Annotated in this window: 20 protein-coding genes and 1 tRNA gene; 14 read left to right on the forward strand and 7 right to left on the reverse strand. The window is 56.9% G+C overall.

Annotated elements, in window-relative coordinates; translation table 11 throughout:
- Nucleotides 1-126: 126 nt before the first annotated feature.
- The 3 genes from PMYSY11_RS04760 to PMYSY11_RS04770 form a co-directional block, all read right to left on the reverse strand.
- Entirely contained in the window at nt 127-558 is a 432-nt protein-coding gene (locus PMYSY11_RS04760) for a DNA polymerase III subunit chi (protein WP_150548453.1), read from the reverse strand.
- A 7-nt stretch (nt 559-565) separates the two neighbouring features.
- Nucleotides 566-985 (reverse strand): DNA polymerase III subunit chi, encoded by a 420-nt coding sequence (locus PMYSY11_RS04765; RefSeq protein ID WP_150548454.1) that lies wholly within the window; start codon nt 983-985, stop codon nt 566-568.
- 209 nt (nt 986-1,194) lie between these two features.
- The gene (locus PMYSY11_RS04770) at nt 1,195-2,685 is read right to left on the reverse strand and encodes a leucyl aminopeptidase (protein ID WP_150548455.1); all 1,491 of its coding nucleotides are present in this window, start codon (nt 2,683-2,685) and stop codon (nt 1,195-1,197) included.
- A 143-nt stretch (nt 2,686-2,828) separates the two neighbouring features.
- Here PMYSY11_RS04770 and lptF point away from each other — a divergent pair, with 143 nt between their 5' ends.
- A complete protein-coding gene (gene lptF / locus PMYSY11_RS04775; RefSeq protein ID WP_150548456.1) occupies nt 2,829-3,950 on the forward strand; it encodes an LPS export ABC transporter permease LptF in 1,122 nt (373 codons plus the stop codon).
- Nucleotides 3,943-5,004: an LPS export ABC transporter permease LptG gene (gene lptG / locus PMYSY11_RS04780; RefSeq protein WP_150548457.1), complete on the forward strand. Its 1,062-nt coding sequence runs from the start codon at nt 3,943-3,945 to the stop codon at nt 5,002-5,004. Before lptF ends, lptG begins: the two co-directional genes overlap by 8 nt.
- A 74-nt stretch (nt 5,005-5,078) precedes the next feature.
- On the opposite strand, the gene PMYSY11_RS04785 is transcribed toward lptG, so the two are convergent.
- From PMYSY11_RS04785 to PMYSY11_RS04795, 3 genes are all read right to left on the reverse strand, one after another.
- Nucleotides 5,079-5,573: an RDD family protein gene (locus PMYSY11_RS04785; protein WP_150548458.1), complete on the reverse strand. Its 495-nt coding sequence runs from the start codon at nt 5,571-5,573 to the stop codon at nt 5,079-5,081.
- 95 nt (nt 5,574-5,668) lie between these two features.
- A complete protein-coding gene (locus PMYSY11_RS04790; protein WP_003284681.1) occupies nt 5,669-5,881 on the reverse strand; it encodes a cold-shock protein in 213 nt (70 codons plus the stop codon).
- A 335-nt stretch (nt 5,882-6,216) separates the two neighbouring features.
- Nucleotides 6,217-6,301, reverse strand: a tRNA-Leu gene (locus tag PMYSY11_RS04795).
- Nucleotides 6,302-6,411: 110 nt separating this feature from the next.
- On the opposite strand from PMYSY11_RS04795, the gene queA reads away from it, so the two are divergent.
- From queA to PMYSY11_RS04825, 6 genes are all read left to right on the forward strand, one after another.
- Complete coding sequence (queA, locus tag PMYSY11_RS04800) at nt 6,412-7,461, forward strand: tRNA preQ1(34) S-adenosylmethionine ribosyltransferase-isomerase QueA (RefSeq protein ID WP_150548459.1); 1,050 nt, start codon at nt 6,412-6,414, stop codon at nt 7,459-7,461.
- Nucleotides 7,462-7,475: 14 nt separating this feature from the next.
- Complete coding sequence (tgt, locus tag PMYSY11_RS04805) at nt 7,476-8,600, forward strand: tRNA guanosine(34) transglycosylase Tgt (RefSeq protein WP_170827782.1); 1,125 nt, start codon at nt 7,476-7,478, stop codon at nt 8,598-8,600.
- Nucleotides 8,601-8,629: 29 nt separating this feature from the next.
- Entirely contained in the window at nt 8,630-8,965 is a 336-nt protein-coding gene (gene yajC / locus PMYSY11_RS04810) for a preprotein translocase subunit YajC (RefSeq protein ID WP_150548460.1), read from the forward strand.
- A 62-nt stretch (nt 8,966-9,027) separates the two neighbouring features.
- Complete coding sequence (gene secD, locus PMYSY11_RS04815) at nt 9,028-10,896, forward strand: protein translocase subunit SecD (RefSeq protein ID WP_150548461.1); 1,869 nt, start codon at nt 9,028-9,030, stop codon at nt 10,894-10,896.
- Between the two features lie 9 nt (nt 10,897-10,905).
- Nucleotides 10,906-11,814, forward strand: coding sequence for a protein translocase subunit SecF (gene secF, locus PMYSY11_RS04820; RefSeq protein WP_069901217.1), 909 nt, complete (start codon nt 10,906-10,908; stop codon nt 11,812-11,814).
- A gap of 237 nt (nt 11,815-12,051) precedes the next feature.
- Nucleotides 12,052-12,594: a glycine zipper 2TM domain-containing protein gene (locus PMYSY11_RS04825; RefSeq protein WP_150548462.1), complete on the forward strand. Its 543-nt coding sequence runs from the start codon at nt 12,052-12,054 to the stop codon at nt 12,592-12,594.
- 124 nt (nt 12,595-12,718) lie between these two features.
- On the opposite strand, the gene suhB is transcribed toward PMYSY11_RS04825, so the two are convergent.
- Nucleotides 12,719-13,534: a type III secretion system regulator SuhB gene (gene suhB / locus PMYSY11_RS04830; protein WP_069901221.1), complete on the reverse strand. Its 816-nt coding sequence runs from the start codon at nt 13,532-13,534 to the stop codon at nt 12,719-12,721.
- A 145-nt stretch (nt 13,535-13,679) separates the two neighbouring features.
- On the opposite strand from suhB, the gene trmJ reads away from it, so the two are divergent.
- The 6 genes from trmJ (at nt 13,680) to iscA (ending at nt 18,033) form a co-directional block, all read left to right on the forward strand.
- Nucleotides 13,680-14,459 (forward strand): tRNA (cytosine(32)/uridine(32)-2'-O)-methyltransferase TrmJ, encoded by a 780-nt coding sequence (gene trmJ, locus PMYSY11_RS04835; protein ID WP_150548463.1) that lies wholly within the window; start codon nt 13,680-13,682, stop codon nt 14,457-14,459.
- Nucleotides 14,452-15,231: a serine O-acetyltransferase gene (gene cysE, locus PMYSY11_RS04840; protein WP_150548464.1), complete on the forward strand. Its 780-nt coding sequence runs from the start codon at nt 14,452-14,454 to the stop codon at nt 15,229-15,231. Before trmJ ends, cysE begins: the two co-directional genes overlap by 8 nt.
- Before the next feature lie 282 nt (nt 15,232-15,513).
- Complete coding sequence (iscR, locus tag PMYSY11_RS04845; protein ID WP_069901227.1) at nt 15,514-16,005, forward strand: Fe-S cluster assembly transcriptional regulator IscR; 492 nt, start codon at nt 15,514-15,516, stop codon at nt 16,003-16,005.
- Nucleotides 16,006-16,054: 49 nt separating this feature from the next.
- Complete coding sequence (locus PMYSY11_RS04850) at nt 16,055-17,269, forward strand: IscS subfamily cysteine desulfurase (protein WP_069901229.1); 1,215 nt, start codon at nt 16,055-16,057, stop codon at nt 17,267-17,269.
- 42 nt (nt 17,270-17,311) lie between these two features.
- Nucleotides 17,312-17,698: a Fe-S cluster assembly scaffold IscU gene (iscU, locus tag PMYSY11_RS04855; RefSeq protein ID WP_069901231.1), complete on the forward strand. Its 387-nt coding sequence runs from the start codon at nt 17,312-17,314 to the stop codon at nt 17,696-17,698.
- Between the two features lie 11 nt (nt 17,699-17,709).
- On the forward strand, nt 17,710-18,033 hold the full coding sequence (gene iscA, locus PMYSY11_RS04860; protein ID WP_069901233.1) for an iron-sulfur cluster assembly protein IscA: 324 nt from the start codon (nt 17,710-17,712) through the stop codon (nt 18,031-18,033).

Raw genomic sequence — 18,033 nt, forward strand, 5'->3', positions numbered from 1 at the left:
CCTGTGGCAATCGCTATCTGCCAGCGAGCGCGCAGCTTAGGCGGTTTCTGGCGGGTGAGAGTGTGGATTGGACGGGTATAAACCAGCATTTTCGCTGTGGCGAACATGCTGGCGAGGTGTTATCGCTCAGGGCTTGCGCGGCGGCAACAGGCGGCTCAGGCGCGCTTCGAGGCGCGTGCGTAATTCGGCTTCGATCTGCGGCACGAAGTCATCGATCACGTCCTGCAGAATCAACTGCGCCGCGGCGCGCAATTCGCTGTCGAGCCGGTTCATTTCACTGTCGCGGCTGATCGACTCCTGCACGGTCTGGCGCAGCGCACTGATGGTGCCCGGCTCATGGACGACGGCTTTGGCCAGTGGGGTTTTGCTGGTTATCTGCTGCGGTGGCTCGGTGATGGTTTCCGAAAGCAGCGGCACATCGTCGATGTCATCAAAGTCGTCAGCGACTTCTTCGGTCAGCAGCGGCGGCTCGAGGCTGTCATCGCCCAGCAGTTCGCGGATGGATTCAAGGTCATCCAAAAGCTGCTTGGGTTCGCGAGGAGGCATTGGGTTGTCCATGGTGCTCTTACAGTTCAACTCGTTTAGGGGCAAAACCGCGGTCGCGGTAGGTGCGGAAATTGTCGCGGCAGGCTTGGAGCAGTTCGGGTTGCTGATTGACTATTTCAATCACCCGGGCGAACTGTTCGGTGTGCGGCGAAAGGTTCTGGTCAAGGTTGATCAGCACGCCCTGCTCGTTGGCAGGTGGCTGGTCGCGGCCGATCACCACGGGTGAGCTGGCATCGTCCTCAACCAGATCGTGGGGTACAAAGCAGTCGTTCTTGAACGCCCAGAGCAGTTGATCGAGAGTTGCGCACTGTTCGGCATCGCTGCCGCGCAGGAACACCGGCAAACCGGCGCGCCACGCCTTCATCGCCAGTACACAAGCGGCTTTGAGGCGCTTGGCTGGATCGCTATCGGGCAGTACATAGAATTCTATTCGCGGCATGCATGGGTCATCGTTGCGGTACAGGTTGGGGTGGAGAATGTTCCACGGGTCAGCATCGTGTCGAGCCTCGCCGTCAGGCCAGTCGCCAGTAAATCAGCATGCTGGCGTTGGCCCTGCGTTTATTGCAGCAGGCGAGGCTCGCACGTGTTGCGCTGTTAACACTAAAGGTAGCGCGCGAATGGCCCGCGCGCATCCCGATAGCTTGTTACTTAAGCTTCGCTGCGGTCGAGCAGGTACTGTGTCAGCAATGGCACCGGACGGCCGCTGCCGCCTTTGTCTTTGCCGCCGCTGATCCATGCGGTGCCTGCAACGTCCAGGTGCGCCCAATTGTACTTCTTGGCGAAGCGCGACAGGAAGCAACCTGCGGTGATGGTGCCGGCTTTCGGGCCGCCAATGTTGGCGATATCGGCGAACGGGCTGTCGAGCTGTTCCTGATATTCATCGTACAGCGGCAATTGCCAGGCGCGGTCGTCTGCAGTGAGACCAGCGCCGAGGATCTGCTGGACCAGTTCATCGTTGTTGCCCATCAGGCCGGAAACATTGCTGCCGAGGGCAACGATGCAGGCGCCAGTGAGGGTGGCAATGTCGATAACCGCTTGCGGTTTGAAACGCTCGACGTAGGTCAGCGCGTCACACAGCACCAGTCGGCCTTCGGCGTCGGTGTTGAGGATTTCAACTGTTTGCCCGCTCATGGTCGTGACGATATCGCCAGGACGCGTGGCGCCGCCGCTTGGCATGTTCTCGGCGCAGGCCAGAACGCACACCAGGTTAATCGGCAGTTGCATCTCGAGTACGGCTTTGAGGGTGCCGAACACGCTGGCCGCGCCGCCCATGTCGTACTTCATCTCATCCATGCCGGCTGCCGGCTTGATGCTGATGCCGCCGGTGTCGAAGGTGATGCCTTTACCGACTAGGACATAAGGTTTGTCGGTTTTCTTGGTGCCCTGATAGTTCATGACGATCATGCGCGGCGGCTGCTCGCTGCCTTGCGCCACGGCCAGGAATGCGCCAGCGCCGAGGGCCTTGAGCTTTTTCTCGTCGAGAATATCGACCTTGAGACCTTTATAAGCCTTGCTCAGCTCTTTGGCCTGTTCAGCCAGGTAGCTTGGGTGGCAGATGTTCGGCGGCATGTTGCCGAGGTCTTTGGTGAATGCCATGCCTTTGGCAATGGCCTTGGCCTGATTGCTGGCGCGCTCTGCATCCGCCTGATCAGCTTTGTCGGTGATCAGAGTGATTTTTTTCAGGGCGATAGCGTCAGCCTTCTGGCTCTTGAACTGATCGAACTGGTACGTGCCGTCTTCCAGTGTTTCTACCAGCAGACGGGTCTTGCCGTAGGTGTCACGGCCTTTAACTTTCAGCTCGTTGAGCGCCAGAATAGCGTCGCTGCCGCCCAAACCTTTCAATACTGCATAGGCGGCGCTGAGCATTTTGCGAAATTGGCGGTCAGACAACTCGGCGTCTTTACCGCTGCCAACCAGCAGCACGCGTTCGGCTTTGAGGTTAGGCAGATTGTGCGCCAGCAGGGTCTGGCCAAGTTTGCCGGCAAGGTCGCCGCGCTTGAGCAGGGCGCTGATTGCACCTGAGGTGGCGGCGTCTATCGTTTGGGCGGCTTCACCCAGTTTGCGGCCTTCGCCTACAGTGATGACTAGCGTGGCGGTTTTCAGTGTTTCCGGACGAGCGCTTTTGACAAAAAATTCCATGGAATGGTGTCCTCAAGACAACGAGTCGGTATTGCTGGATAATGGCGACAAATTTTACGTGGTTCGCAGAGTCTGCGGGCTGGCAAATGGTGTGGCTAGTTTGAGCTTAGCTGCCTGAGCCTGACAACCCTGGAGTGTCTGGTTTGATCGTCTTCCGTTATTTATCCCGCGAAGTTTTGACTACCTTAACCGCGGTGAGTGCCGTGTTACTGGTAATCATCATGAGTGGGCGTTTCATCAAGTACCTTGCGCAAGCCGCTTCTGGAGCGCTGGACCCTGGCGTGTTGTTCCTGATTATGGGGTTTCGCCTGCCGGGCTTCCTGCAACTGATTTTACCGCTGGGTCTGTTCCTCGGGATTCTTCTGGCTTACGGGCGTCTTTACCTCGAAAGCGAGATGACCGTGTTGTCGGCAACCGGCATGAGCCAGCAGCGTCTGCTCGGTTACACCATGATCCCGGCGGCGCTGGTCGCGTTGCTGGTGGGCTGGCTGAGCCTCGGATTGGCACCGCAAGGGGTTACCCGCGTGGCGCAGATTCTTAACGAGCAGGATGCCCTGACTGAGTTCGATACCCTGGTGCCAGGGCGATTCCAGGCGCTGCGTGAAGGCTCGCGGGTTACTTACACCCAGGAGCTGTCGAATGATCGCAGCGAGTTGGGTGGCGTGTTTATCTCCGAGAAACGTCTGTCGAATGACGGCGCCAAAGAGCGCGGCATTACTGTGCTGGTGGCCGAAAGCGGGCGTCAGGAAGTGCAGGCCGATGGCAGCCGTTATCTGGTGCTGGAAAACGGTTACCGCTATGACGGCAATCCGGGTAAAGCGGATTACCGGGCCATTAAATATGACACCTATGGCGTGTTGCTGCCCAAGCCTGAAGTCAGCTCGGAAATCAGTGACCGTGAAGCGGTGCCCACCCGCGACCTGATTGGCAGCGACAACATTCGTTATCAGTCCGAGTTGCAGTGGCGTCTGTCGATTCCGTTGCTGGTGTTCATCGTCACCTTGATGGCTGTGCCGTTGTCGCGGGTTAATCCGCGTCAGGGCCGTTTCCTCAAATTGCTGCCGGCGATTCTCTTGTACATGGCTTATCTGTCGATTCTGATTGCTGCCCGTGGTGCGCTGGATAAAGGCAAGATCCCGCATGCGCTGGGCTTATGGTGGGTTCACGGGGTGTTCGCTTTGATTGGTTTGAGTTTGCTCTACTGGGAGCCGTTGCGCCTGAAGATGCTGAGCCGCAAGCAGCGTGCGGAGGTGGCTCGTGGGTAAGCTCGACCGCTACATCGGTGCTCAGGTTTTCATGGCCATTCTGGCTGTGCTCGGGGTTATTGTCGGTTTGGCACTGCTTTTCGCCTTCATTGATGAGCTGGGCGATATCGATGATAACTACGGCATGGCCCAGGCCGCGTGGTACGTGTTGCTGACCACCCCGAGCCGTGCCTATGAAATGCTGCCAATGGCGGCGCTAATCGGCTGCCTCATTGGTTTGGGCGGGCTTGCCAGCAACAGTGAGTTGACCATCATGCGCGCCGCCGGTGTCTCCATCGGCCGGATCGTCTGGGCGGTCATGAAGCCAATGCTGGTGCTGATGCTGGTGGGTATCCTGATCGGTGAATACCTTGCGCCATGGAGTGAAAACAAGGCCGAGGCCGGGCGCTCGATGGCCCAGGGCGGCGGTGAAGCGCAGAGCTCCAAGCGTGGCCTGTGGCACCGTCAGGGCGATGAGTTCGTGCACATCAACGCCGTGCAGCCGAACGGAGTGCTGTTTGGTGTGACTCGCTATCGGTTTGATGATCAGCGCCACATGCTGTCATCGAGCTTTGCCCGCAAGGCGACGTATCAGCAGGATCACTGGGCGCTTGAAAACGTCAATACCACGGTATTCCATGAAGATCGCACTGAAGTTGTCACCACGCCAACAGAGCGCTGGGATGTCGAGCTGACCCCGCAATTACTCGGCACGGTGGTGTTGGAGCCGGATGCGTTATCAATCAGCGGGTTGTGGGGCTACATCCATTATCTGGGGGCGCAGGGCCTGAATAACGGCCAATACTGGCTGGCATTCTGGACCAAGGTGTTGCAGCCGGTAGTAACGGGTGCGCTGGTATTGATGGCCATCTCGTTCATCTTTGGCCCGCTGCGCTCGGTAACGCTCGGCCAGCGAGTATTTACCGGTGTGCTGGTGGGCTTTGTGTTCAAGATCGCCCAGGACCTGCTTGGCCCTTCGAGCCTAGTGTTTGGCTTCTCGCCGCTGTTTGCGGTGCTGGTACCTGCCGGAATCTGTGCGTTCGCGGGGCTGCTGCTGATGCGCAGGGCAGGCTAGCGCCACTCCGCGCGCGCATTAAAAAGCCCCCGATGCAGTGATGCGTCGGGGGCTTTTTATTGCGTGGCGGTTAACTATTTCTTGTGGATGTTCTTGGGCAGCTGAACCGTTTGCGACTCGGAATAGATGTCGTGCCAGCTGCGCTTTTGTTTGTCCCAGAGGATCCAGAAGAAACCCAGCCCGAAGCATAGCCAGGAGGCGATTGAGATCACGAAGCGCAGCAATGCCTGCCACAGGCTGATCGCGCTGCCATCGGCGTTCTGGATGCGAATGCCCCATACCTGCATGCCCAGCGTCTGGCCGTTGTACGTCCAGAACTTGCTGAAAAAGCCGAACAGGCAGAAAAACAGAATGGTCGACAGGATCGGGTCGCCGTCCAGTGCGCCGGCGTCGGACATCTCGCGCAGGGTGTCGGCGCCGTAAAAGCCCATGAGAATCAGTTTATAAATGAAGGTGACGACAATCAGCAGGGCGACGCACAGCAGGAAGTCATAAAACATGGCGGCGCAGCGGCGGGGCAGGCCAGCGGCTGGAAATTCACCTTGCGGGCGCAGGAGGTGTTTGGGCATTGGCAGCTCGTGTCTTGAGGGTGGTGATAGGCAGAAGATGATACCCATAAAAAAACCCCTGATGTCGCCATCAGGGGTTTTTCAAAGCGGCGGGCTTATTCCTGGATTTGAACCTGGTCAGCCTGCATGCCTTTTTGACCTTGTACAGCGACGAAGCTGACTTTTTGGCCTTCTTTCAGGCTCTTGAAGCCATTACCTTCGATCGCGCGGAAATGCACGAACAGATCCGGACCGCTTTCTGGAGTGATAAAACCAAAACCTTTCTCGTCGTTAAACCACTTGACGGTACCGTTCTGACGATTCGACATGTCTTATTCCTTGAAACTTAAAGTTGATGACAGCCTCCTCATAATAGAAGGACTGAGACTGGTTGCAAGGAGTAACAAAGCGAACGGGATGTAGCGGATCTAGGATCTACTGCATCAGGTCACAATTCACGGCGACCCATGCAAACACAGTCAAATAACTCTACGCTAACTCCGCAGCAAATGCCAACCCCTAAAACAGGGTATAGCTAGGCGGGCTAGGGTAAAGCTCAGTGTGATGCTAGATTTTTTAGGTCTGTAAATGCGCGACAGGATCTGTGGCAAGTTGACCTTTGATGCAGTTGGTTTGTTGGCTCAACAAACAACTTTTAGAAGATTGGTGCCCCGGGGGAGACTCGAACTCCCACTTCTTTCGAAAACGGATTTTGAATCCGCCGCGTCTACCGATTCCGCCACCGGGGCACTAATGGCGGCGGAGTATAAGGACGACTTTGCCGTTGGTCAATGCATTGCGTGGTCAATTTCTACATTTTCCGTTAAACTTTTGCGCCCTGCTATACGATCCTCCCGCCATGCGTGTTGCTGACTTTCGATTTGAACTGCCTGAAACCCTGATCGCCCGCCATCCCCTAGCTGAGCGGCGCGCTAGTCGTTTGCTGACTCTGGACGGCCCGACGGGGGAAATTAACCATCGCCAATTTGCCGATGTGCTCGATCATCTGCAGCCGGGCGACCTGATGGTATTCAACAATACCCGGGTTATTCCTGCGCGCCTGTTCGGCCAAAAAGCCTCGGGCGGCAAGCTCGAAGTGCTGGTGGAGCGCGTGCTGGATGCTTACCGGGTATTGGCGCATGTGCGCTCGAGCAAGTCGCCCAAGCCTGGCTCGATGATTCTGATTGATGGCGGCGGCGAAGCTGAGATGCTTGCCCGCCACGATGCTTTGTTTGAGTTGCGCTTTAATGAGCCGGTGTTGCCGTTGCTTGAGCGCGTCGGGCATATGCCGCTGCCGCCCTATATTGATCGCCCTGACGAGGCGTCGGATCGTGAGCGTTATCAAACTGTATACGCCGAGCGTGCCGGTGCTGTTGCCGCACCCACTGCCGGGCTGCATTTTGATCAGCCTTTAATGGAGGCAATTGCCGCCAAGGGTGTATCCACCGCATTCGTCACCCTGCACGTGGGCGCAGGCACCTTCCAGCCGGTGCGCGTCGAGCGCATTGAAGATCACCACATGCACACTGAATGGCTCGAAGTCAGCCAGGAAGTGGTGGATGCGGTTGCAGCCTGTCGTGCACGCGGCGGTCGGGTAGTCGCGGTGGGGACGACCAGTGTGCGTTCGCTGGAAAGCGCCGCGCGTGATGGCGTGCTTAAACCATTCAGTGGCGACACCGACATTTTTATCTACCCGGGGCGCCCGTTCCATGTGGTCGATGCGCTGGTGACCAACTTCCACCTGCCTGAGTCGACACTGCTCATGCTGGTCTCGGCGTTTGCCGGATATCCCGAAACCATGGCGGCCTATAAAAGTGCGGTCGCTGAGGCTTATCGCTTCTTTAGTTACGGTGATGCCATGTTCATCACCCGCAATCCCGCGGCACGCGGGCCTGAGGAACAAGTATGACGCGCACCTGTCGCATGTCCTTCGAATTACTGGCGACCGAGGGCAAAGCCCGACGCGGTCGTCTTACTTTTCCGCGTGGCGTGGTAGAAACTCCGGCATTCATGCCAGTCGGTACCTACGGCACGGTTAAAGGTATGTTGCCGCGTGATATCGAGGCGATCGGTGCGCAGATGATTCTGGGCAACACCTTTCACCTGTGGCTGCGTCCTGGCACTGAAGTGATCAAAAAGCACGGCGACCTGCATGACTTTATGCAGTGGAAAGGTCCGATTCTTACTGATTCCGGTGGTTTTCAGGTGTTCAGCCTGGGCGCCATGCGCAAGATCAAGGAGGAGGGCGTTACCTTCGCCTCGCCCGTTGACGGCGCCAAGGTGTTCATGGGCCCCGAAGAGTCGATGCAGGTTCAGCGTGATCTGGGCTCTGACATTGTGATGATTTTCGACGAATGCACGCCGTATCCGGCCGAGTTCGATGTGGCCAAGCGTTCAATGGAGTTGTCGCTGCGTTGGGCCAAGCGCTCGAAAGAGGCGCATGGCGATAACACGGCGGCGCTGTTCGGTATCGTTCAGGGCGGCATGCACGAAGAACTGCGCATGCGTTCGCTCGAAGGCCTCAATGAAATCGGTTTCGACGGCCTGGCTATCGGCGGTTTGTCGGTGGGTGAACCGAAAGAAGAAATGATCCGCGTGCTCGATTACCTGCCAGACGTCATGCCGGCTGACAAACCTCGTTACCTGATGGGCGTTGGTAAGCCTGAAGATCTGGTAGAAGGTGTGCGCCGGGGCGTCGACATGTTTGATTGCGTAATGCCAACTCGCAACGCGCGCAATGGCCATTTGTTTGTGGATACTGGCGTACTGAAGATTCGTAACGCCGTGCACAAACACGATGATTCTCCGTTGGATTCGTCCTGTGATTGCTATACCTGCAAGAATTTTTCGCGCGCGTATCTGCATCATCTGGATAAGTGTGGCGAAATGCTGGGCAGTATGCTCAATACAATCCACAACTTGCGTCACTATCAGCGCCTTATGGCTGGTTTGCGCGAGGCTATTCAACAGAGTACATTGGCCGCCTTTGTCGATGACTTCTATGCTCGGCGCGGGCTTCCAACGCCACCGCTGGACACTAATAACTAGTTATAAGACCTTTCCAACAGGAGTGTTAAATGAGCTTTTTGATCCCTGCTGCATACGCTGACGGTGCTGCTTCGGTTGCGGGCCCCGCAGGTAGCGGTTTTGAGTGGGTATTTCTGGTCGGTTTCTTGGTCATCTTCTATCTGATGATCTGGCGTCCACAGTCCAAGCGCGCTAAAGAGCACAAGAATCTGCTCGGCAGCCTGCAAAAGGGCGACGAAGTCGTTACCACTGGCGGTATCGCCGGCCGTGTTGCCAAGGTCAGTGATGACTTCGTAGTCATTGAAGTGTCTGACACCGTTGAACTTAAAATTCAGAAGGTAGCGATTGCTGCCACCCTGCCGAAAGGCACGCTGAAAGCTATTTAAGATTCACATAATTTTTATTCGATGGGGCGCTTAATGCGCCCCTCGTCATAACGGGCGGCGTCATGCTCAATAAATTTCCCATTTGGAAGTATCTGCTGATCGTGGCTGTGCTCGCGGTCGGCTTTTTGTACTCGGCACCCAACCTGTACCCTGATGATCCGGCGATTCAGATCACCGGTAACAGCACGGCGCAACAGATCACTCAAGCCAACCTGGATCTCGCCAGTGCTGCTTTGAAAGAAGCCGGCATTGAAGTCAAAGGGCTTGAGCTGGCGGCGCAAGGTAAAGGTGGTTTGCTGCGCCTGGTCGAGAAAAAGGACCAGTTGCCAGCTAAAGATATTGTGCGCAAGGCGCTGGGTGGTGACTTTGTAGTTGCCCTCAACCTTGCCCAGACCACGCCTCAGTGGTTGCGTAACGTCGGAGCCAGCCCAATGAAGCTGGGCCTCGACTTGTCGGGCGGTGTTCACTTCCTGCTCGAAGTCGACATGGAAAAAGCGCTGGATGCACGGCGCAAGGTCTATGAAGGCGAAGTTAAGAGCTTGCTGCGCAAAGAGCGCGTGCGCTATCGCAGCCTGCCGGAACTCAATGGCGCCATTCAGTTGGGCTTCTCTGACGAAGCGACGCTGGAAAAAGCTCAGCGCCTGATTACTGCTGATTACCGCGACTTCGACATCACCTCAATTGAGCGTGATGGCTTGCAGGTTCTGCGCTTGGCGCTGAATCAGGCCAAAGTGGCTGAAATTCGCGAATACTCGATCAAGCAAAACCTGACAACTGTGCGCAACCGCGTCAACGAGTTGGGCGTAGCTGAGCCGCTGGTACAGCGTCAGGGCGCCAACCGTATCGTGGTTGAATTGCCAGGCGTGCAGGACACAGCTGAAGCCAAGCGTATCCTCGGTAAGACCGCCAACCTCGAGTTCCGCCTTGAAGCGGCTGCCGATGCTTCGCGTGCCTCCACTGAATCCTTCGATTTCCGTGAGCCGGGCCGTCCGCCGGTGCAGTTGGAGCGTGACCTGATCATCACCGGTGACCAGGTAACGGATGCCAGCGCGAGCTTCGATGAAAATGGTCGTCCGCAGGTGAATATCCGTCTGGATAACCACGGCGGCGACTTGATGAACCGTGCAACCCGCAGCAATGTCGGGCGCAGCATGGCGGTGATCTTCATCGAGCAGAAGCCGGTCAGCAAGCTTGTGCGCAAGGTTGTTGATGGCGTCGAGCAGGAAGTCTCGGTGCCGAGCTTCACCGAAGAGAAGAAAATCATCAGTCTGGCGACTATTCAGTCTCCGCTGGGCAGCCAGTTCCGTATTACCGGCCTGAACGGTCAGGGCGAGTCTTCCGAGCTTGCGCTGCTGTTGCGTGCGGGTGGTCTGGCGGCGCCTATGTACTTTGCTGAAGAGCGCACCATCGGCCCGAGCCTCGGTGCCGACAACATTGCCAAGGGCGTAACGGCCGCGCTGTGGGGCATGCTCTTCGTTTCGCTGTTCATCATTGCCATCTACCGCTTCTTCGGTGTGCTGGCAACGATTGCGCTGGCATTCAACATGGTGCTGCTGCTGGCCTTGATGTCTCTGCTCAATGCCACGCTGACCTTGCCGGGTATCGCCGGTATCGTACTGACCATGGGTATGGCGGTAGACGCCAACGTGCTGATCTTCTCGCGGATTCGTGAAGAGATTGCCAATGGCATGTCGGTTCAGCGCGCCATGCACGAAGGTTTCGACCGTGCTTTCTCAGCGATCATCGACGCCAACCTTACTACCTTGCTGGTGGGTGGCATCCTGTTCGCAATGGGCACAGGGCCGGTCAAAGGCTTCGCGGTCACCCTTTCGCTGGGTATTCTCACTTCGATGTTCACTGCAATCTGGGTCACACGCGCCATGGTCAATCTGATCTTCGGCGGCCGTGACTTCAAGAAGCTGTGGATTTAAGGGGCTGACATGAGCAAACGTACGATTAACTTCATGGGCGTGCGCAACCTTGCGTTCGCCGTGACAGCACTGCTGACGCTTCTGGCGTTGGGCAGCTTCTTCGTCAAGGGGCTGAATTATGGCCTGGACTTCACCGGCGGTACGCAGATCGAACTGGCTTACGAGCAGCCGGCGGACCTGAGTAAGGTTCGCTCCACGCTGGGCGCGGCAGGTTTTGCCGATGCCGTGGTACAGAGTTTCGGTGCAACCACTGATGTCGTGGTGCGCATGCAGGGCGATGATCCGGAGCTGGGCACCAAGGTGGCGACCGCTCTGCGCGATTCGGGCGACAAGCTGCAGGTTAAAAAGGTTGAGTTCGTCGGCCCGCAAGTGGGTGAAGAGCTGCGCGATCAGGGCGGCATCGGCATGCTGTTGGCGTTGGGCGGCGTACTGCTGTACCTGGCTTTCCGCTTCCAGTGGAAGTTCGCCGTCGGCGCCGTGATTTCGTTGCTGCACGACGTGATCATCACTCTGGGCCTGCTGTCGTTCTTTCAGGTCACCTTCGACCTGACCGTGCTGGCGGCGATTCTGGCGATCATCGGTTACTCGCTGAACGACACCATCGTGGTATTCGACCGCGTGCGGGAAAACTTCCGCGTGCTGCGCAAGGCTACGTTGATCGAGAACATCAACGTGTCGACCACGCAAACGCTGCTGCGTACCTTGGCAACCTCGATCTCGACGTTGCTGGCCATTGGTGCACTGCTGATGTTTGCCGGTGACAACCTGTTCGGCTTCTCTATCGCGCTGTTCATTGGTGTGTTTGCCGGTACTTACTCATCGGTTTACATCGCCAACGTAGTGCTGATCTGGCTCGACCTGACCGTCGAAGACCTGATCCCGCCGGTTGTAACTGAAGAAGTGGATGAAATGCCTTAAGGCTCGTTCCGTCAGGCGTTTTGTATAGCCTGAATGATCGGCGCTTTACGCCGCTTCATCTTAAAGAGCACCCAGTCGGTTTTGCCGTCTGGGTGTTTTTTTATGGCCGCGATGAAAATCTGTGAACCCGTACTAATAGCGGGCTGAAGCGCTGAGCGGGTGGAACTAGCAGGGGCTTGTGGATGTCTCATTTGCAACAAGGCCGTTAAGTGCCAGAACAATAGTTGGGAGATAGATATGAACAAGTCATTGCTAGTGGGTACCGTTTTGGGCGCTGTTGCTGTGACTGCTGGTGGCGCCGTTGCGACTTATAACTATGTCAGCGGGCCCGACTACGCCGAAGTGCTGGCGGTAAAGCCAATCAATGAAACCATCAAGACCCCGCGTGAAGTCTGCAAGGATGTTGCTGTCACCCGCCGTAAGCCGGTGCAGGATCAGCATCAGATTGCCGGTACCGCGATTGGCGCGGTAGTAGGTGGTTTGCTGGGTAATCAGGTGGGCGGCGGCAGTGGTAAGAAGATCGCCACGGCGGCCGGTGCTATCGGCGGCGGTTATGCCGGTAACAAGGTGCAGGAAAACATGCAGAACAATGACACCTACACCACGACCGAGACGCGCTGTAACACCGTAACCGACACCAGCCAGAAGCTGGTCGGTTATAACGTCAAGTACAACCTCGACGGCAAGATCGGTGAAGTACGTATGGCCAGCGATCCGGGTCGTGCGATTCCGGTTAAAGACGGTCAGTTGGTACTGAGCGAAGCGGATCTGCAGCAGTAAATTCCCGCTGAGAAAAATACCCGTCTGGCGTTGTGCTGGCGGGTATTTTTTTTGCCTGTTCGCTGGCGATTAAATTGCAGGCAATAAAAAAGCGCCCGAAGGCGCTTTTGGCACAGCATGAGGCTTAGCGCTTAAGCGAGGCCGACATGTGTGGCTGGATGGCGGTAAGTACCGCCTTGAAGCACTTGGTGTTACCGGCAACGATCTGGCCCTTTTCAAGGAAGTCGTGGCCGCCGCTGAAGTCGCTGATCAGGCCGCCTGCTTCTTGAATCAGCAGAGCGCCTGCCGCCATGTCCCACTCAGACAGGCCGAACTCCCAGAACGCATCGAAACGACCGGCTGCAACGTAGGCGAGGTCGAGGCTGGCTGCGCCTGCGCGGCGAACACCGGCAGTTTGGCCGACCAAGCTGCGGAACATGCCAAGGTAGTTCTCAAGGTTGTCCATTTGGCTGTCGCGGAACGGGAAGCCCGTGCCAAGCAGTGCGCCTTCGAGGCTCTTGCGATTGCTCACGCGCAGGCGTCGACCATTCAGTGCAGCGCCACGGCCACGGCTGGCGGTGAATTCTTCCTGACGAACCGGATCGATAACTACCGCGTGCTCAAGACGGCCACGGTATTTGCACGCCAGGCTGACGGCAAAGTGCGGAACGCCACGGATGAAGTTGGTGGTGCCGTCCAGTGGATCAATAATCCACAGGTAGTCGGCGCCTTCGCCGGAGCCTGGGGTCAGGCCGCTTTCTTCGCCAAGAAAGCCGTGATTCGGGTAGGCTTTGCGCAAAGCCTGAATAATCAGTTGCTCGGCAGAGCGGTCGATCTCGGTCACGTAATCTTTGGCATCTTTCTCGTCTACCGAGATGACGTCCAGGCGTTCGATTGAGCGGAAGATCATTTCACCGGCGCTACGGGCTGCGCGCAGCGCGATATTCAGCATAGGCTGCATGGATGTGTCACCTGGGTCGTTAAAGAAAGCCGAAAATTATATCAGAAAAGCGTAGTAGAAAAAGAGTCCCGTTTGTCCTGCATGGCATAAACACATCGGCTTCTGTAAGATTTCAGCCCCTCTGACGTTTTAGTGAGTAGCGACGTTGCTAGAAAATATCCGTGTGGTTTTGGTCAATACCAGTCATCCCGGCAACATCGGCGGGGCTGCGCGGGCCATGAAAAACATGGGCTTGTCGCGTCTGGTCCTGGTTGATCCGATTGATTTCCCGAGCGGTGATGCCGTGGCGCGCGCCTCGGGTGCCACCGATATTCTCGACAATGCACAAGTTGTCGGCACCCTCGAAGAAGCGCTTGTGGGTTGCACGTTGGTGCTTGGCACCAGTGCTCGCGACCGGCGTATCCCGTGGCCGTTGCTGGATCCGCGTGAGTGCGGCGTGACCTCGTGCGAGCAGGCCCGGCAGGGCGGCGAAGTGGCATTGGTGTTTGGCCGTGAATATGCCGGCCTCACCAACGAAGAGCTGCAGCGTTGTCAGTTCCATGTGCATATCCCGTCCAATCCGGATTTCAGCTCGTTGAATCTGGCCGCTGCCGTGCAGGTGTTGGCATATGAAGTGCGCATGGCGTGGCTGGCTGCTGAGAACCAGCCGACCAAGGTCGAGAAGTTCGAGTCCACTTCGATGCTCAGTTCGCAGGCCGTAACGGCGGACGAGCTGGAGTCTTTCTATAGTCATCTGGAGTTGGCGCTGGTTGAGATCGGTTTCCTCGATCCGGCCAAGCCGCGGCACTTGATGAGTCGCCTGCGTCGCCTTTACGGGCGCAGCGGTATCAGCAAGCTTGAAATGAATATTTTGCGCGGCGTACTGACCGAGACGGTCAAGGCGGCGCGCGGTGAGCACCACAAGCAGGGGAAAGATGATGTTTGAGCGTATGCGAGAAGACATTCAAAGTGTGTTTCATCGGGATCCGGCAGCACGTAATACCCTTGAGGTCGTGACCTGTTATCCCGGTCTGCATGCTATGTGGTTGCATCGCTGTGCGCACGCGCTCTGGGGGGCTGGCTGGAAATGGCTGGCGCGCGTGGTGTCGAACTTCTCGCGTTGGCTCACCGGTATCGAGATCCATCCGGGTGCGCGTATCGGCAGGCGGTTCTTTATCGACCACGGCATGGGCATCGTGATTGGCGAAACGGCCGAGATCGGTGACGACGTCACCATCTATCAGGGTGTGACGCTGGGCGGTACCAGCTGGAACAAGGGCAAACGCCACCCAACGCTTGAAGATGGCGTCGTGGTGGGTGCCGGTGCCAAGGTGCTGGGGCCATTTACTGTGGGTGCGGGCGCCAAGATCGGCTCCAACGCCGTTGTGACCAAGGCTGTGCCAGCGGGCGCTACGGCTGTGGGTATTCCGGGCAAGATCATCGTCAAGGCGACCGATGATCAGGAAGCCAAGCGTCAGGCCATGGCTGAAAAGCTCGGCTTCGATTCCTATGGTGTGGGTCAGGACATGCCGGATCCGGTGTCCAAGGCGATTGGGCAACTGCTCGATCACCTGCAAGCCGTGGATGGTCGTCTTGATCGCATGTGCAAGGCGCTGAAAACCCTCGACGAAGACTTCGATGTGAAAGCCTTGCCAGCACTGCGCGATGAAGATTTCGTCGGTGTGTGCAAAGAGCAGGACGATAAGCCGGCGGCATAATGTGGAACGGCGCGTGGCATGTTGCTATGCTACGCGCCCTCGCTTGCGGGCTAAGTGCCTGTAATCTGCTTGAGTTGGCTGTTCGCCTATGGGTGTTGTCTGGGCTGGTTCCGGGTAAGTGGCTCTGGCTTGCGGCTTTACGCGAAACGTCTATCACTGTCGCGGCGCTTTTTTACTGCGCGCTGACAGCTAATCCCGAGTAAAACGATAGGTCTTATAGTTGACTTAAATACTCGGGAATTGCATACTCACTGCATAGTAGTGACCTTCGGTAAACCTCTAATGCGACTGACTACAAAAGGCCGTTATGCCGTGACCGCCATGCTCGATTTGGCGCTGCATGCGCAAAAAGGGCCGGTGTCACTCGCCGACATTTCAGAGCGTCAAGGTATCTCCCTGTCCTATCTGGAGCAGCTTTTTGCCAAGCTGCGTCGCGGTAGCCTGGTTTCCAGTGTTCGCGGCCCGGGTGGCGGCTACCAGCTTTCGCGTGACATGCGCGGGATACAGGTAGCCGAAGTAATTGACGCCGTGAACGAGTCGGTTGATGCCACGCGCTGCCAGGGGCAGGGCGATTGTCATGGTGGCGACACTTGCCTCACGCACCATTTGTGGTGCGATTTGAGCCAGCAAATTCACGAGTTTCTAAGTGGTATCAGCCTGGCTGACTTGGTAACTCGCAGCGAAGTGCAAGAAGTTGCACAGCGCCAGGATCAGCGTCATTGCAACAGCCGATCCCCACAATTAGACAAAATTGCAGCATCCGCCGTCGACTGAAGACAAGGTGCCGGCTCGCAAGGCCTGAATCCTGATTAGGAGAGAATCAATGAAATTGCCGATTTATCTGGATTATTCCGCTACCACGCCGGTCGATCCGCGTGTTGCGCAAAAAATGGTCGATTGCCTGACCGCTGACGGTAACTTCGGTAATCCGGCATCGCGCTCCCACTTCTTTGGCTGGAAGGCAGAAGAAGCGGTTGAGAATGCGCGTCGTCAGGTTGCTGAACTGGTAGGTGCCGATCCACGTGAGATCGTCTGGACCTCCGGCGCAACCGAATCCGATAACCTTGCTATCAAAGGCATCGCTGATTTCTACAAGAGCAAGGGCAAGCACCTTGTTACGTCGAAGATCGAGCACAAAGCTGTTCTCGACACCATGCGTCAGCTTGAGCGTGAAGGCTTTGAAGTCACTTACATCGAGCCGGGCGAAGATGGCCTGATCACGCCGGCGATGGTTGAAGCTGTGTTGCGTGAAGACACCATTCTGGTTTCGATCATGCACGTTAACAACGAGATCGGCACCGTCAACGACATCGCTGCCATTGGCGAACTGACGCGCTCGCGTGGGATTTTCTTCCACGTTGATGCGGCTCAGTCGACTGGCAAGGTTGAAATCAACCTCGAGAACCTCAAGGTTGACCTTATGTCGTTCTCTGCGCACAAGACTTACGGCCCGAAAGGCGTGGGCGCTCTGTACGTTCGCCGCAAGCCGCGCGTACGTCTGGAAGCACAGACCCACGGTGGTGGCCATGAGCGCGGTATGCGTTCCGGTACGCTGGCAACTCACCAGTGCGTAGGCATGGGTGAAGCGTTCAGCATTGCCAAGGCTGAAATGGCTGCTGAAAACCAGCGTCTGCTGGCTCTGCGCGATCGTTTTTATGCGCACCTGGCTGACATGGAAGAGCTGTACATCAACGGCAGCATGACTGCCCGTGTACCGCACAACCTGAACCTGAGCTTCAACTATGTTGAAGGCGAGTCGCTGATCATGGCGCTCAAGGATCTTGCTGTATCGTCGGGCTCGGCCTGTACATCGGCATCGCTTGAGCCGTCGTATGTGTTGCGTGCGCTGGGTCGTAACGATGAACTGGCGCACAGCTCGATTCGTTTCACCTTCGGCCGCTTCACTACCGAAGAAGAAGTTGATTACGCCGCAGCCAAAGTGCGCGAAGCAGTGACCAAACTGCGCGAATTGTCGCCGCTGTGGGATATGTTCAAAGAAGGTGTCGATCTGTCCCAGGTTGAATGGGCGGCACACTAAAGCTGCCGTTGAGCGGCGCCTGATGAGTGAGGAATAGATAACATGGCTTACAGCGAAAAGGTCATCGACCACTACGAAAATCCGCGCAACGTCGGCAAGATGGACGCGCAAGATCCAGATGTTGGCACCGGCATGGTCGGCGCTCCGGCGTGTGGTGACGTGATGCGTCTGCAGATCAAGGTCAATGAGTCGGGCGTGATTGAAGACGCCAAGTTCAAGACCTACGGCTGCGGTTCGGCGATTGCTTCCAGCTCCCTCGCGACCGAGTGGATGAAAGGCAAGACCCTTGATGAGGCAGAAACCATCAAGAATACCCAGCTGGCAGAAGAGCTGGCATTGCCGCCGGTGAAGATTCACTGCTCGGTACTCGCTGAGGATGCCATCAAGGCAGCCGTGCGTGACTACAAGCAGAAGAAAGGTTTGGTTTAAGGAGGTTGTCGATGGCTATCAGCATGACCGAAGCGGCGGCTCGCCACGTCCAGCGTTCCCTTGATGGGCGCGGCAAGGGCGAGGGCATTCGTTTGGCCGTTCGCACCACTGGCTGCTCGGGCTTGGCCTATGTGCTGGAGTTCGTCGACGAAACCGCCAGCGAAGACCAGGTGTTTGAAAGCCACGGGGTCAAGGTCATTATTGATCCCAAGAGCCTGGTTTACCTCGATGGCACCGAGCTGGACTTCGTCAAGGAGGGCTTGAACGAAGGGTTCAAGTTCAACAACCCAAACGTGCGCGGCGAATGTGGCTGCGGCGAAAGCTTCAACATCTGA

The sequence above is a fragment of the Pseudomonas marincola genome, from assembly GCF_900682675.2.
GTDB lineage: Bacteria > Pseudomonadota > Gammaproteobacteria > Pseudomonadales > Pseudomonadaceae > Aquipseudomonas > Aquipseudomonas marincola.